This window comes from Pseudomonas sp. NPDC090203, from assembly GCF_044746765.1.
Classification (GTDB): Bacteria; Pseudomonadota; Gammaproteobacteria; order Pseudomonadales; family Pseudomonadaceae; genus Aquipseudomonas; species Aquipseudomonas putida_AD.
Genome location: NZ_JBIVCV010000007.1, coordinates 25,774 through 39,074 on the forward strand (window position 1 = coordinate 25,774; position 13,301 = coordinate 39,074).

Genomic DNA, 13,301 nt, shown 5'->3' on the forward strand with positions numbered 1-13,301 from the left:
GTCATTCGTTTGCCTATCAGGCTGCGGACACCGCGAATGCGCCCCAGCGATCTCAATTACAGAGAACCCCAATCTCTTCTTTTCGTTTCCTGAGATACCCCATCCGCACGTACGCTGACTCCATCCGAATTCAGCAGGCGACGACGATGAGCAAGCTTCAGGCATCAACTCACAGCACGGCTTCCCGCGATCAATCCCACAACCGCAAGTGGGGGATTGCGTCAGGTTTTTCCGCGAGCCTTGTGGGTATTGGTCTTGCTCGCTTTGCCTATACGCCCCTGCTGCCGGCGATTATCGATGCAGGTTGGTTCGATTCTTCGAAAGCGGCGTATCTGGGTGCGGCGAATCTGGCGGGGTATCTGATCGGGGCGTTGACGGGACGGGTGATGGCGCAGAATTCGTCCACGGCATTTGCGCTGCGGGCGATGATGTTGCTGGCCAGTGTTGCATTTATCGCCTGTGCGTTTCCGGTGTCGTATCTGTGGTTTTTTACCTGGCGGCTGCTGTCCGGCATCAGCGGAGGGGCGTTGATGGTGCTGGCTGCGCCGGCGGTGCTGGCGCACATTTCGCCCTCTAAACGCGGGCTGGCAGGCGGGATCATCTTCATGGGGGTGGGCGTGGGGGTCGCTGCGTCAGGAACCCTGGTGCCGCTGTTGTTGCAGCTGGGTTTGCAGCAGACCTGGCTCGGGCTGGGGGTAATTTCTCTGGCGTTCACCGCCATTGCCTGGCTGGGCTGGCCGAAGCAGGATCCGGCGCCCGCAACCGCGAGTCAGCATCCGCGTCAGTCGAAGGATCACACCCTCAAGGCTTTGTATGCCGAGTACGCGCTGAATGCCGCGGGCTGGGTGCCGCACATGATTTTCCTGGTGGCGTTCGTCGCCCATGGCCTGGGCAAAGGGCTTGAGGTCGGGGCGCAGTATTGGGTGCTGTTCGGCATCGGGGCCACGCTGGGGCCGCTGTTGGCCGGGGTGCTGGCGGACCGGGTTGGATTTGGCCGGGCCTTGCGCCTGTCGTTCATTCTGGAAGGGATTTGCGTGTGCATACCGGCGCTCACGACGGGTAGTGTCTCGCTGATGGCATCGAGCATCGTGGTGGGGGCATTCGTTACCGGCACAGTGCCGCTGGTACTGGGCCGGGTGCAGGAATTGCTGGCGCATCACCCCGCGCAGCAAGGTCCGGCGTGGCGCACGGCGACGGTGGGTTTTGCGTTGTTCCAGGCGGTGGCGGCCTATGGATTTTCGTATCTGTTTTCGGCAACCGGCGGGGATTATGCGCTGCTGTTCTTGATCGGCACCGGCGCCATTGCGCTGGCCCTTGTCATCGATCTGGTGGCTGCGCGCCGGGCAAACCACGCAGCCACATGAACTTCAAGCGAATTGTGGGACGGCGCGCAGGCGAGCGGCGTTGTCCTGATGCACGCTGTCGAGAAAAGCCGCCAGGGCACTGGAGAAATGGCCGTCCAGACGCCGTACGAACAGGGTTTCCACGCTGGACAGAGCAGGCGGCAATTCATGAACCGCCACCAACCCTTGCTGCCAGGCGTTGGCGACGACACCTCGGGGCAGCAGGGTGATACCGACACCTGCAGACACGCAGGCAATGATCGCGTCGATAGAGCCAAACTCAAGGGGTTCGGGCGCCAGAATGCCCATGCCGGCCAGCACCGAATCCAGCCGCTGCCGGTAGGAGCAGCCGATGCGGAACACCACGGTTTTCAGGTGCGCAATGCTGTTCACGGCGTCCAGCGAGCGAACCGCGCGGGAGGTCACCAGTACCAGTTCCTCCTGAAAGGCCGTTTCGCAGAGCAGTTCGGGATGACTGACCGGGCCCGCAACGAAGGCGCCTTCGAGCCTGCAATCGACAACATCCTGGATCAGGCTACTGGTGGTGCCGGTACGAATCAGCGGCCGCACATCGGGCCAGGCGGTAGCGAAGCGGGCAATCAACAATGGAAGGCGCAAGGCCAGAGTGGTTTCCAGCGTGCCGATCTCCAGCACACCTGCGGGCTGGCCGTCGTCGCGGGCTGCGGCGGATGCGTCGCTGAGCAGTTTGGAAAGCCTGGCGGCATAGGGAAGGATGCGCCTGCCGGCGGGAGTGACCTGAACGCCCTTGGCGCTGCGCTGGAACAACGAAACGCCAAGCTCGTCTTCAAGCGAACGGATCCTTGAGGAAACATTCGACTGCACGGTGTTCAGTTCGACCGCCGCCTTGTTCATGCTGCCATGCCGGGCGACCGCGTCGACCACCTTCAGATCAATGACGTCCAAAGTCTCACCTGCTATCTCGAATTTCAATAATCCGTCGCTTGGGCAATTTCATTTCGAGATTAAACCCGGAGCGCTGCGAAAACAAGCCGCAGCGCTTCGGGCCACCCAGAGGTTTGGAGCTGATACTGTCAGAACGAATAGTCGGCGCTCAGCATCAGTCCGCGACCGGCGCCCGGCAGACCGTAACCACGACCGTTGTAGGTGGACCAGTAGTGCTTGTCGAACAGGTTGTTGACGTTCATGCGCACATCCAGATCCGGGGTAGCCTGCCAACTGACCATGGCGTCGTGGACGACGTAGTCTGGTACGGTGGTCTGGCCTGAGCGAGTCAGCACAGCGCCCTGTCCGCGATAGATCTTCACCTCATCGACGTAACGCACGCCATAGCTGACCGACACATCCATCGGCAGTTTGTAAGTGGTCCACAGGTTCAGCGCATTCTGCGGGGTGTTCGCCAGCTCCAGCCCTTCCTCGGAGCCGTTGTAGGCCTTGGTCAGCTTGCTGTTTTCGTGAATGTAGCCGCCATACACCGACCAGTTGCGGGTGATGTTGCCGGTGCCGGACAACTCGAGTCCGCGCACGCGCTCCTCGCCCCCGGTGAAGGCCGTACCTTCGTCATCATCGATGAAGGTCAATTGACGCTTGGTCTCGAACACATCGCCGGTCAGCTCAAGCGCACCGTCGTACAGTTCCCATTTGGTGCCCAATTCGTAGGTCTTGCCGCGATCGCCCTTGGTCGAGGCGATGCTGCCGGTTTGCGCCACGGCCAACACGCCCGAAGGCTGCTTGGCGTTGGCGTAGCTGATATAGAAGCTGCCGTTGTGCACCGGTTTGTACACCAGCGCGGTGTGGACGCTGGTGAGCTTTTCCGACTGATCGGAATTGCCCAGGTCAGTCCAGGCGCCGGTCTGGCTGGCGCGGCTTTCGTTGTCGGTCACGCGGGTGTCGAAGTGATCCTGACGCGCGGCCAGGTGCAGCTGCCAGTTGTCGTTGAACTTCAGGGTGTCGAGCAGGTAGAACGCCTTGTCCGTCTGCTCCACCGACTGTTTGGCCGAGGTGTAGGTGTTGGCGCTGAAGGGGTATTGCGACCAGTCGTTACTCGCCACCGGCAGGCTGCCCATACGCGCGCGGTCGGCGGCGGTCAGGGCGCCGGTTTTGGAGTCCAGCGTCTGCTTGCTCAGGTCGAAACCGCCCACCAGCGTATGGCCGATGCCGAACGTGTCGACCTTCCACGTGAGGTTGGTCTGGTTGCTGAAAGTCTCGTTGGTCTGGCTGCGCGCAGGCGTGTTGACGTTGCGCCGGTAAATGCCGCTGCCCGCTTGAATGCCCGGAGCGCCCGCCGTGGCGTCGCCGCCTGGGGTAGTGATGAAGTAGTCGTGATCCAGATGGAAATAGGTGAACTGGGTGTCGAAACTCACCGCGTCGTTGAAGTCGTGGGCAAACTTCATGTTCAGGCGATGGGATTCATTGTCCTCGTAGTTCAGGTTGCGCCAGCCCCAATAGCTGTTCCAGCTGGCACCACCGGCACGGCTCGGGCTGCTGCCGTTAGTGCCGTTGACGGTCGGGATGCCGTAGTCAGGGTTGCTGTTGTCGTGGATGTATTCGTAGGCCAGGGTGAAACGGGTGTCGGTGCCCAGCCCCAACGCCAGCGACGGCGCGAATCCGTAGCGCTCGTCATTGACCCAGTCCCGACCGTCGACCCCGGAATTGTTACCCATTATGTTCAAGCGAAATGCGGCGCCCTCACCCAGACCGTCGAGGGTGTGGTTCACGTCCAGCGTGCCACGACGGTAGTCTGCCGTGCCGACACCTGCGCTTACATGATTGAAGTCATCGAGCACTGGCGCCTTGGTCACCAGGTTGACCGCACCACCGGTCGCGCCCACGCCCCAACCCGCTGAGCTTGAGCCCTTGAGCACTTCCACCGATTCAGTGTTGAAGAAGTCGTTGCGCGAATACTTGGCCGGATCGCGCACGCCGTCGCGATAGATGTTGCCGTCGGCATTGAAACCGCGAATGGTCAGGCTGTCCCCTACCCCGCCGCCACCTTCACCGGAGTTGAAGGTAATGCCTGGCACGTTGCGCAGCGCATCCTTGAGGCTCTGGGCGTTCTGCTCCTTGAGCACCTGCGAGTTGATGACCGTCACACTTTGCGGCGTGTCCAGCAGCGGCTCGGTCGACTTGGACGAACTGAGCCTGTCGCTGTTGTAGGGCGCATCGCTCTGACTCTCGATGCTGGTGGCCGGCAGGGTCAGATCCCCCGTGACCGCCTGCCCATTGGCCTGGGCCTGATCCGCCGCCCAGCTCGACACCGGCAACGCCATGAATGTGGCCAGGCCCATCAAGGGAGCCAGGGTTTGAGAACGAGGTGATACAGGCGACAGGCTGGCGTCGCGCGAAAGGTTGAGTCGGGTTGGGGAGGACATCAGTCGGCCTTCGTGGAGGAGAATAGATCGCATTCACAACAGCGAAATTCTATCAACCGCGATTTTTCGGACGTTCAGGGATTTGTAATGGGGATGCGTGGGATGGGGAAATAACACAATTCATTACATTTCACGCTGACGATCGACCATGAATGTCGTCGAGAAGGTTGCCCCTATTGACCTGTCGACATAAAATCTCCCAAAATGGGAGGATTCCTGAACGATGCGAATAATTGCAAAAAGCTCATTGGTCAGATTCTGGCAGGAACCAGGGAGAGAAGATGCAAGGTCTCCACTGGAAAGCTGGCACGACGAAGTCGTCAAAGCCATCTGGAGAAGCCCTCAAGATGTCAAAGCTCATTTCGGGACTGCCAGTATCTGCGGCAACAACCGGGTAGTTTTCAACATCGGGGGCAACAAGTATCGACTGATCACTGAGATACAGTATCGAGCAGGAATTGTTTGGGTGAAATTTGTAGGCACACACAAGCGATACGATGAGATCGATGCGGAGACAGTCAATGAATATTAAACCAATTCGAGACGACGCCGATCTGCGGGCGGCTTTCCAACGGCTGGAGGTCATCTTTCAAGCCGATGAGGGAACCCCTGAAGCAGACGAAATGGAAATCCTCGTCACGCTCATAGAGGTTTACGAAAACAAGCATTATCCGATTCATGTCAGCGACCCTGTAGATGCCATTAAATTTCGAATGGATCAACAAGGGCTCACACCTCGAGATCTGGAGCCGTTCATCGGGCCCAGTGGGCGAGTCTCGGAAGTGTTGAACAGGAAACGCAGGCTGAGCGTGAGCATGATCAAGCGGCTGCATGACGGCTTGCACATCCCCTATGAAAGCTTGTTCGCAGGCGTTGCATGACAAGAGCATGGGTAAGAGCCTCAATGACCTTGAGGCTCTCGAAAACCCGACGCTACTTCTTCGACTTGGCCTTCGGCGCCGATTTTTTCGCCTCGGGCGCTTTCATCTCCACAACGCTTTCCTGCGCGCGCATCGCCGTACGCTCCTGATGCGCCGGCAAAGACGCAGCGAACGCCATTGCCTCCTCACGAGTACCAAAACTCGCCAGGCGGTCGTGATGGGTGCAGACCCGCCATGGACCGTTGTTGACGTTAATCACGTCGTAACCATTGAAATGCGTTTTGCTGAGCATCGCACTGTGCATGGAAACCTCCCTCTCGTTTCGAGAGTGTTGTGTGCAGTTATCCCGAAAGACGTTACACCCGACGGCACGCGTGAAGGCGCGCACTGGACAGATGGTCGTCAGGGTTTCAGCGGTATTTCTTCGTCTTTTTCTGACAGGCTTTTCCCATCGTCCGGGTGCTTCCAGGTCTGTGGCGGTGGGGTTTCGCGGGCTTGATCGTCAGTCTTTTCAACCCGTTCGAATTCACGGGCCTGACGCTCGGCTTCAGTGCCTTTCGTCGTTTCCATGGGATTGGGGTTCGGGCCGGGGCTCTGGGCGGCGGCGGTGTTCACAGGATCGGTTTTCATGATCGCCTCTCAAGCGAACCGGATTTGGGGTTCAAGGGTTAGAAACAGGCGCTGTGTGGCAGTTCGAAATATCTGCCAGGCGGTGCGACGAAAGATCGGGCGTTGACAACACCGACCGCGCTTTCCTATAAGTCCACTCCGTTCTGGCCGCAGGTCAGCCTGCTCACCTGATTGCGAAGCGAGACAATGGAATTCACGGATTTTGATGCCGAACTGGCCGACTGGACCCAGTTGCAAACCGCCCACCCCTGCACCGGATTGTTGCTGGGCAATGGCGCGAGCCTGGCGGTGTGGAAAAACTTCTCCTATGACTCGCTGTTCGAACTGGCGCAGACCACGCGCAACAAGCCCCTGAGCGCGACCGAGCTTGCGCTGTTCAAGTCCATGGAGACCGAGAATTTCGAGCCTGTGCTCAGTGGCCTGAAGGTCGCCATGCGGGTCAACGCCGCGCTGACCATCAGTTCGTCGTCGCCGCGCAACCGCTACTTCGCGATCAAGGAAGCGCTGATCCACGGCATCCGCTCAGCGCATATCCCGTGGCGCCTGATGCAGGCATCGAGCGTCGCGCAGATCAGCAAGGCGCTGAGTCAGTACGCAACCGTCTATTCGACGAACTACGACCTGCTCGCCTACTGGGCCGTGATGCACGGCGCGCAACCGTTCGACGACCTGTTCGATGACGACGCCGTGTTCAACCTGCATCGCACCGAGAGCAATGCCACACGCATCCTTTACCTGCACGGCGGCATGCACCTTGTGAAGAACTTCGACGGCAGCGCACGCAAGCTGCTGTCATCGGAAAGCACCCTGCTCGGCAGTTTCGCGGTCAACGCGCTGGAGGACGTGCCTCTGTTCGTCTGCGAGGGCCGCAGCAGCGACAAGATGAAGATCATTCGCGGCTCGGACTACCTGTCGTACTGCCACGCCCAGCTTGCACAGCATCAGGGTGCGCTGTGCATATTCGGCCACGCCCTGGGCAAACAGGACCGGCACATCCTCGACGCCGTGCTTCAAGCCCGCCCCAAGACCCTGGCCATCTCGATCCTGCCCCGCAGCGAAGCCTTCATCCAGCACCAGAAGCGCCACTACACGGCATTGTTCGAGGGGCAGAACATCGAGTTGAAATTCTTCGACGCCAAAACCCACCCGCTCGGCGATCCGCAGTTGCAAGTGCCGGTGGCCCGGTTGAAGGAAATGGTGGAGCAGAAGAAGGGCTGAACCAGGGTTGGCGGCGTGATCCAGGGCCAATGCACCTAAGTTGGCAAGTATGCTCTTACGCCGTCGATCACTGCTGTAAGGTCATGGGGGCACAGACGAGGCACGAAATACTCCCTGCCCTTTCTTGTCTTGCGATGGACCTTGTCGAGCCGGTCAAAACTTACGGTGTAGATCATGTCGCACTTGACCCACAACTGGGTCATCCCATCCGAAAGCAAAGGATTTTCACGCAGCAGATGATGCCAGTCGAACTCGGCCTCTGGTGACGTAGAAGAAATCGGGACCACTGTACACAGGCGGCGGCGATGTCTGGAGGCTTGGGAGATGACGACGACCTTGCGCACCTTGATCATTTCCGGAGGTACGAAGCCCCGCGTGAAATCACAAATCAGGACATCGCCCTGCTTAGGTAGATAATAGAGAGGCATCCGTTTCTCCAGTAAAAGCAAAGCCGCCCGAAGGCGGCTTCTATCGACACGCAGCAGAACTTGCATCGTCCCCGGCTGCGCCGCTGGATCAACCCCAGGTGAGGGACCCAGACTCCTTTCAGCTCTCGCTGATCACGGGAGAAGTATGACGAGAGGGAATAGGCGTTTCAACACGACGGCGACAATTCAGAATCGTCCTACGCCTAGACCCGATGTCCATGAAGCACGAGTCTTGACTGCTTGCCTACAGCGACGCTCGCACTCCCATCCTTCGCGCCCCACAAACAAAAAAACCGGACCTCAAAAGGTCCGGTTTCCAATCCCTCAAACCAACGCCGCTTCCAATCTTCCCAGCGCCGATGGCTTACTCGTTACCTTCCGACAAGGCCCCGGCCACGACCACGTTACCGGCTACATGCTTGTTGACGCCGACGGCGAGGGTCCCGGTGCCGATCCGGGTGCTGGTCAAGGCGGCAAGGCGGTCGCTGCTCGTCGAATTGCCGACGCTCGCTGACCACTGAGCCGCTACAGTCGCCATCCATGCGAACAGAAACATCACGACACCTTGCAACGCCCACTTTCCGATGACCGACACGATCGTTCTCCTGGCTAATTTCGACGGCAGCTATTTGACCTTCAAACTGTTGCAGCAAGATTGCATTCAAGTTTTGAACCAATATTCAGTCCGCCTGAGCCCTGCTGCGAAAAATCCTCATGAATGGCATTTCCCTCCTTGAGGGAAGTGTACGGTCGATTCTGTCGGTATCTGTTAAGGGGACTGGCGCAGGTTTTATGGCTGAATGGATGCCTGTTCCGACTCATAACAACAAGGCACGACTCAACATGTCCTCTCGCGAAAACACCGGTATGGCCCTCGGGCTGATCGGGGTGGTGATCTTCAGCCTGACGCTGCCCATGACCCGCATTGTCGTCCAGGAAATCCATCCTCTGCTCAACGGCCTGGGCCGCGCGCTGTTTGCGGCGATACCGGCGGCGGCACTGTTGCTCTGGCGTCGGGAGAAGTGGCCGACGCGCGCGCAGTTCAAGGCGCTGATGGTGGTTGCGCTGGGGGTGATCATCGGCTTTCCGGTGCTTTCGGCCTGGGCGATGAAAACCCTGCCCGCCTCCCACGGGGCATTGGTCAACGGGCTGCAGCCTTTGCTGGTGGCGATCTACGCGGCGTGGTTGTCCCACGAGCGACCGTCGAAAGCCTTCTGGGTCTGCGCGGCGATGGGCAGCGTTCTGGTACTGGGCTACGCGCTGATCAGCGGGGCGGGCAATCTTCAGGCGGGGGATCTGTTAATGGTTGGCGCTGTAGCCATTGGCGGCCTGGGTTATGCCGAAGGCGGTCGGCTGGCCAAGCAGATGGGCGGCTGGCAGGTGATCTGCTGGGCACTGGTGATTTCGATTCCGGTGCTGATCGTTCCGGTCGGCTACCTGGCATCGCAACATCAGGGGCCGATTTCGCCAGGCGCCTGGTGGGCATTCGGCTACGTGTCGCTGTTCTCGCAATTCATCGGTTTCTTCGCCTGGTACGCGGGGCTGGCGATGGGCGGCATTGCCCGGGTCAGCCAGATTCAACTGGTGCAGCTGTTCTTCACCATGGCGTTTTCGGCGCTGTTCTTCGGTGAACACATCGACCCGATCACCTGGATCTTCGCCGCAGGTGTCGTGGTGACCCTGGCCATCGGGCGCAAGACGGCCGTCATCGCGCCCAGGCCCGTGGTGGCAACCCGGGTTTAACCAAGCAGCCCATCCGCCTGGAGCAGCGTCTCCAGGCACTGCTCCTTGATGTTGTAGAAGGTCTTCAATTCCTGGATCTTCGCCAGCAGCTCGGCCGGATCGGCAGGGGTTGCGCGCTTGACCGCGAGAATCATCTTGTTCTTGTTGGTGTGTTCCAGAGAAATGAATTCGAACACTTTGGTCTCATAGCCACAGGCCTCCAGCAACAGGGCGCGCAGCGCATCGGTGACCATTTCTGCCTGCTGGCCCATGTGCAGGCCGTATTGCAGCATCGGCTTGAGCAGCGTCGGGCTCTGGATCTGCAAGCGGATCTGTTTGTGGCAGCACGGCGAGCACATGATGATCGATGCCCCGGAGCGAATGCCGGTGTGAATAGCGTAATCGGTGGCGATGTCACAGGCATGCAGCGCGATCATCACGTCCAGTTCGCTCGGCGCCACCGAACGCACATCACCGCATTTGAACACCAGCCCCGGATGCTCCAGCTTCGCAGCTGCGGTGTTGCACAGGGTGACCATGTCTTCGCGCAGTTCGACGCCGGTGACGTTGCCCTCGGCCTGCAGTGTGTTGCGCAGGTAGTCGTGAATGGCGAAGGTCAGGTAGCCCTTGCCCGAGCCGAAATCCGCCACGGTCACCGGTTTGTCGAGCTTGATCGGCGAGGTCGTCAGGGCGTGGGAAAACACCTCGATGAACTTGTTGATCTGCTTCCATTTGCGCGACATCGCGGGAATCAGCTCATGCTGCCTGTTGGTGACACCCAGGTCGGTGAGGAACGGACGGCTGAGCTCCAGATAACGTTTTTTCTCACGATCATGCCCGGCCGAAGGCGCCTCGCGCTGCTGCTGGGAGGAGTTGCGAAACAGCGTGGTCTTGCCCTTCTTGCTGAACTCCAGCTGGATTTCATCGGTGAGTGACAGCAGGTGGGCGTTCTTGAACGAGGCCGGGAGAAGGTCGGCAATCAGCGCCTGGGCTTCGGCCAGCGGGTGATTCTTGGTGATGTCGCGGGTCTGGTAGCGGTAGACGAAGGACAGGCACGGCTGGTCCTTGATCGTGGTGGGTTTGATGATGATCCGCTGCAACCCGGCTTCGCTCCCGACATGCTTGGCCAGCACCAGCTTGACGAGCGAGTTCTGGGTCAGGCAGGTGTCGAGCAGGCTCAGGAACTGAGCGCGGTGATCCTGTGCCGGAGCGGCGTTGGGTGCGGTGGCGGACATCGGGTACAGCCTCGGAAGCAGAAAATGCGAGGGTGGTATTTTAAGGCCGGGACGATCAATGTGTGCATTTTATTATGGCGCGGCCTTCCCCCCCCCCCCCCGTAGCAGTCCGGCTTGCCGGCGTGGCGACCTGAAGAACGCCCCCGCCGGCAAGCCGTGCTGCTACGGAGCGGGTTGGACGAAGATTATGTGTACACCGCCTCCCCGTAGCAGCCGGGCTTGCCCGCGGGACGATCTGAAGAACGCCCTCGTCTGCTACGAGTTCAGTACCACCAACCGGTTCGGCAGTTCATTGCGTGGCTGGGTCACGGGCACCTGGTCGGCCAGCACTTCGCCGCATGAACGAATGCAACCTAGAAAGCCTTCGAGCACCTTGCCGTCACGCACCTGGGTGGTAAACACATCGACCATCGAGCGCCAGACCAGATCGTCCACGTGCCGGGCAATCCCGTCGTCGACGATGATTTCAACGTAGCGCTCCGCCTCGCTGACAAAGATCAGCACCCCGGTTCCATTGGCGGTGGCGTGCAGGTTCTGTTCGAGGAACTGCCGCCGCGCGAGGCTCCCGGCCCGCCAGTGCCGCACCGAAGCGGGCACCAGGCGCGAGGTCACGTCCGGATGCCGGCATACCAGCGCCACCAGGATGAAGGTCGCGATCTGCGTCAACAGCAGCTCGTTGGCATTGAGCCAGCCAGGGTAGAAATTGATGAGCCCCGGCAGCAGCAACGCCACCAGGCCCGCCCAGATCAGCGGCACATAGGCGTAGTCGTCAGCACTGGCGGCCAGTACCGTGACCAGCTCCGCGTCGGTCAGCCGCTCGACCGCCTCGACGGCCTGGGCGACCTGTCGCTGTCCGTCTTCATTAAGCAATGCCATGCACAACAACCCTTTTCAATGATCGACTACCAGCCACCCGACGCACCGCCGCCGCCAAAACTGCCGCCACCGCCGCGCATGCCTCCCGAGCCCGAGCCACCGGAGCCGCCCGACCCAAAACCGCCACCGCCGCCCGAGCCGATGTAGCCACCGCCCAGCCCGCCGAACGCACGGCCCCAGCGCATGTTGATATAGATGAAGGCCACGAACAGCAACAGATACAACAGGCTCATCTTCCAGTCCGTCACATCGTCGCCACCCGACGCCCCGACCACGGGCTCGGCCAACGGATCGCCGCCCAGCACCTGCACTATCGCCTCGGCGCCCTGGGTGATACCCGTGACGAAATCGCCCTGCTTGAACGCCGGTGTGATGATCTGGTTGATGATCACCGAAGACTGGGCATCGGTGAGACGGTCCTCGAGGCCATACCCCACCTCGATGCGCACCTTGCGCTCTTCCTTGGCGACGATCAGCAGCGCGCCGTTGTCCTTGCCTTGCTGGCCGATGCCCCAGAAGCGCCCTAGTTGATAGCCGAAATCCTCGATGGTGCTGCCTTGCAGATTGGGCACAGTGACCACCACGACCTGCTCGGTGGTCAGCTCTTCATGGGCACGCAGCATCTGCGCGATGTGCTCGCGGCTCTGGTTGTCGATCATCCCGGCATTATCGACCACTTGACCGCTCAAGGCCGGGAATTTCAGCGCAGCCTCGGCCACGCTTGCGAACAGCGCCAGGCACATTGCCAGGCACAGCAACAGCGCGCGGTGGCGCATCAGAATTTCACTTGCGGGGCCTTGTCGGCATCCGCAGCAGTGGCTTCAAAGTTGGGGCGTATCGGCAAGTCGCTGTACATCACCGTATGCCAGAGCCGACCGGGAAAAGTGCGGATCTCGGTGTTGTAGCGCTCGACCGAGGCGATGAAATCGCGGCGGGCCACAGCAATGCGATTTTCCGTGCCTTCAAGTTGCGACTGCAGCGAGAGGAAGTTCTGGTTGGATTTGAGATCCGGATAACGCTCCGACACCACCATCAGGCGACTCAGCGCCCCCGTCAGTTGCCCCTGGGCATCCTGGAACTGCTTGAGCCTGGCCGGATCGTTCAGGGTGTTGGCATCGATCTGGATCGAGGTGGCCTTGGCGCGGGCCTCGATGACTGCGGTCAGGGTTTCCTGTTCCTGTTTGGCGTAGCCTTTGACGGTCTCGACCAGGTTGGGGATCAGGTCGGCACGGCGCTGGTACTGGTTCTGCACCTGGGCCCAGGCGGATTTGACCTGTTCGTCGTAGGTGGGGATGTTGTTGATGCCGCAGCCCGCCAGCAAGGTGCTCAGCAACATCAGCAGCGTCAGTGACAAATTGTAACGACTGCCCCGAATGTGCCCGTAACGCTCTATCTGCATGGTCTGTACGCTCCTTCCTGCCCTTCGATCCGTCTTCGGAGAATCACCCGTCAGACATGACTTTAGCTAAATCGGACGATCCCCGGCATAATCTTGCCCCATCGCGTCATCAGGGCTCTGGATTGCCAGGGCGCAATCGGATAAAACTCGCTGCGCTAATGATGCCCGGATGCATCAGGAGTTCAGCGGCTCACGGCCCTGGCGACAATAAAAACCAAA

At 60.1% G+C, this 13,301-nt stretch carries 15 protein-coding genes; 5 read left to right on the forward strand and 10 right to left on the reverse strand.

The genetic code is table 11. The features are described from left to right. Window positions 1-146: 146 nt before the first annotated feature. Window positions 147-1,364 carry a YbfB/YjiJ family MFS transporter gene (locus tag ACIPO9_RS13625; RefSeq protein ID WP_400781460.1) on the forward strand — a complete coding sequence of 406 codons (1,218 nt, stop codon included), beginning with the start codon at window positions 147-149 and terminating at the stop codon, window positions 1,362-1,364. A 3-nt stretch (window positions 1,365-1,367) separates the two neighbouring features. On the opposite strand, the gene ACIPO9_RS13630 is transcribed toward ACIPO9_RS13625, so the two are convergent. Then, window positions 1,368-2,267, reverse strand: a complete 900-nt coding sequence (locus ACIPO9_RS13630; RefSeq protein ID WP_400604646.1) for a LysR family transcriptional regulator — start codon at window positions 2,265-2,267, stop codon at window positions 1,368-1,370. Window positions 2,268-2,395: 128 nt separating this feature from the next. Continuing rightward, on the reverse strand, window positions 2,396-4,693 hold the full coding sequence (locus ACIPO9_RS13635) for a TonB-dependent receptor (RefSeq protein ID WP_400781462.1): 2,298 nt from the start codon (window positions 4,691-4,693) through the stop codon (window positions 2,396-2,398). A gap of 223 nt (window positions 4,694-4,916) precedes the next feature. Here ACIPO9_RS13635 and ACIPO9_RS13640 point away from each other — a divergent pair, with 223 nt between their 5' ends. Both ACIPO9_RS13640 and ACIPO9_RS13645 read left to right on the forward strand, forming a co-directional pair. Continuing rightward, the gene (locus ACIPO9_RS13640; RefSeq protein ID WP_400781463.1) at window positions 4,917-5,225 is read left to right on the forward strand and encodes a type II toxin-antitoxin system HigB family toxin; all 309 of its coding nucleotides are present in this window, start codon (window positions 4,917-4,919) and stop codon (window positions 5,223-5,225) included. Then, window positions 5,215-5,574, forward strand: a complete 360-nt coding sequence (locus ACIPO9_RS13645; RefSeq protein ID WP_400604650.1) for a type II toxin-antitoxin system HigA family antitoxin — start codon at window positions 5,215-5,217, stop codon at window positions 5,572-5,574. The genes ACIPO9_RS13640 and ACIPO9_RS13645 overlap by 11 nt, the downstream gene beginning before the upstream one ends. 52 nt (window positions 5,575-5,626) lie before the next feature. On the opposite strand, the gene ACIPO9_RS13650 is transcribed toward ACIPO9_RS13645, so the two are convergent. Together ACIPO9_RS13650 and ACIPO9_RS13655 are read right to left on the reverse strand one after the other, a co-directional pair. Next, the gene (locus ACIPO9_RS13650; protein ID WP_400781465.1) at window positions 5,627-5,878 is read right to left on the reverse strand and encodes a DUF2188 domain-containing protein; all 252 of its coding nucleotides are present in this window, start codon (window positions 5,876-5,878) and stop codon (window positions 5,627-5,629) included. 98 nt (window positions 5,879-5,976) lie between these two features. Next, window positions 5,977-6,204: a hypothetical protein gene (locus ACIPO9_RS13655; RefSeq protein WP_274135866.1), complete on the reverse strand. Its 228-nt coding sequence runs from the start codon at window positions 6,202-6,204 to the stop codon at window positions 5,977-5,979. A gap of 186 nt (window positions 6,205-6,390) precedes the next feature. On the opposite strand from ACIPO9_RS13655, the gene ACIPO9_RS13660 reads away from it, so the two are divergent. Next, window positions 6,391-7,422 carry a DUF4917 family protein gene (locus tag ACIPO9_RS13660; RefSeq protein ID WP_400781466.1) on the forward strand — a complete coding sequence of 344 codons (1,032 nt, stop codon included), beginning with the start codon at window positions 6,391-6,393 and terminating at the stop codon, window positions 7,420-7,422. Between the two features lie 35 nt (window positions 7,423-7,457). Here the strand turns inward: ACIPO9_RS13660 and ACIPO9_RS13665 are convergent, their stop codons facing one another. Together ACIPO9_RS13665 and ACIPO9_RS13670 are read right to left on the reverse strand one after the other, a co-directional pair. Next, complete coding sequence (locus ACIPO9_RS13665; protein ID WP_400781468.1) at window positions 7,458-7,916, reverse strand: type II toxin-antitoxin system PemK/MazF family toxin; 459 nt, start codon at window positions 7,914-7,916, stop codon at window positions 7,458-7,460. 298 nt (window positions 7,917-8,214) lie between these two features. Then, window positions 8,215-8,445, reverse strand: a complete 231-nt coding sequence (locus ACIPO9_RS13670) for a hypothetical protein (RefSeq protein WP_274135854.1) — start codon at window positions 8,443-8,445, stop codon at window positions 8,215-8,217. Window positions 8,446-8,693: 248 nt separating this feature from the next. Between ACIPO9_RS13670 and ACIPO9_RS13675 the strand changes: the two genes are divergently transcribed. Next, window positions 8,694-9,593: a DMT family transporter gene (locus tag ACIPO9_RS13675; RefSeq protein WP_274135855.1), complete on the forward strand. Its 900-nt coding sequence runs from the start codon at window positions 8,694-8,696 to the stop codon at window positions 9,591-9,593. Here ACIPO9_RS13675 and ACIPO9_RS13680 read toward each other — a convergent pair. From ACIPO9_RS13680 to ACIPO9_RS13695, 4 genes are all read right to left on the reverse strand, one after another. After that, window positions 9,590-10,807, reverse strand: a complete 1,218-nt coding sequence (locus tag ACIPO9_RS13680) for a class I SAM-dependent methyltransferase (protein WP_400781471.1) — start codon at window positions 10,805-10,807, stop codon at window positions 9,590-9,592. The two genes, ACIPO9_RS13675 and ACIPO9_RS13680, sit on opposite strands and share 4 nt — an antisense overlap. 255 nt (window positions 10,808-11,062) lie before the next feature. After that, complete coding sequence (locus ACIPO9_RS13685) at window positions 11,063-11,683, reverse strand: TPM domain-containing protein (RefSeq protein WP_400781474.1); 621 nt, start codon at window positions 11,681-11,683, stop codon at window positions 11,063-11,065. 26 nt (window positions 11,684-11,709) lie between these two features. Beyond that, window positions 11,710-12,459, reverse strand: coding sequence for a TPM domain-containing protein (locus tag ACIPO9_RS13690; RefSeq protein WP_400781475.1), 750 nt, complete (start codon window positions 12,457-12,459; stop codon window positions 11,710-11,712). Beyond that, window positions 12,459-13,082: a LemA family protein gene (locus tag ACIPO9_RS13695; RefSeq protein WP_274135862.1), complete on the reverse strand. Its 624-nt coding sequence runs from the start codon at window positions 13,080-13,082 to the stop codon at window positions 12,459-12,461. Before ACIPO9_RS13695 ends, ACIPO9_RS13690 begins: the two co-directional genes overlap by 1 nt. Window positions 13,083-13,301: the final 219 nt, after the last annotated feature.

Excerpts from the sequence above, each read along its gene's own strand:
- ACIPO9_RS13625 (WP_400781460.1), top strand. The coding sequence starts at position 147 with ATGAGCAAGCTTCAGGCATCAACTCACAGCACGGCTTCCCGCGATCAA.
- ACIPO9_RS13640 (WP_400781463.1), top strand. The coding sequence starts at position 4,917 with ATGCGAATAATTGCAAAAAGCTCATTGGTCAGATTCTGGCAGGAACCA.
- ACIPO9_RS13635 (WP_400781462.1), bottom strand. The coding sequence starts at position 4,693 with ATGTCCTCCCCAACCCGACTCAACCTTTCGCGCGACGCCAGCCTGTCG.
- ACIPO9_RS13650 (WP_400781465.1), bottom strand. The coding sequence starts at position 5,878 with ATGCACAGTGCGATGCTCAGCAAAACGCATTTCAATGGTTACGACGTG.
- ACIPO9_RS13690 (WP_400781475.1), bottom strand. The coding sequence starts at position 12,459 with ATGCGCCACCGCGCGCTGTTGCTGTGCCTGGCAATGTGCCTGGCGCTG.
- ACIPO9_RS13695 (WP_274135862.1), bottom strand. The coding sequence starts at position 13,082 with ATGCAGATAGAGCGTTACGGGCACATTCGGGGCAGTCGTTACAATTTG.
- ACIPO9_RS13655 (WP_274135866.1), bottom strand. The coding sequence starts at position 6,204 with ATGAAAACCGATCCTGTGAACACCGCCGCCGCCCAGAGCCCCGGCCCG.
- ACIPO9_RS13660 (WP_400781466.1), top strand. The coding sequence starts at position 6,391 with ATGGAATTCACGGATTTTGATGCCGAACTGGCCGACTGGACCCAGTTG.
- ACIPO9_RS13685 (WP_400781474.1), bottom strand. The coding sequence starts at position 11,683 with ATGGCATTGCTTAATGAAGACGGACAGCGACAGGTCGCCCAGGCCGTC.
- ACIPO9_RS13680 (WP_400781471.1), bottom strand. The coding sequence starts at position 10,807 with ATGTCCGCCACCGCACCCAACGCCGCTCCGGCACAGGATCACCGCGCT.
- ACIPO9_RS13645 (WP_400604650.1), top strand. The coding sequence starts at position 5,215 with ATGAATATTAAACCAATTCGAGACGACGCCGATCTGCGGGCGGCTTTC.
- ACIPO9_RS13675 (WP_274135855.1), top strand. The coding sequence starts at position 8,694 with ATGTCCTCTCGCGAAAACACCGGTATGGCCCTCGGGCTGATCGGGGTG.
- ACIPO9_RS13665 (WP_400781468.1), bottom strand. The coding sequence starts at position 7,916 with ATGCAAGTTCTGCTGCGTGTCGATAGAAGCCGCCTTCGGGCGGCTTTG.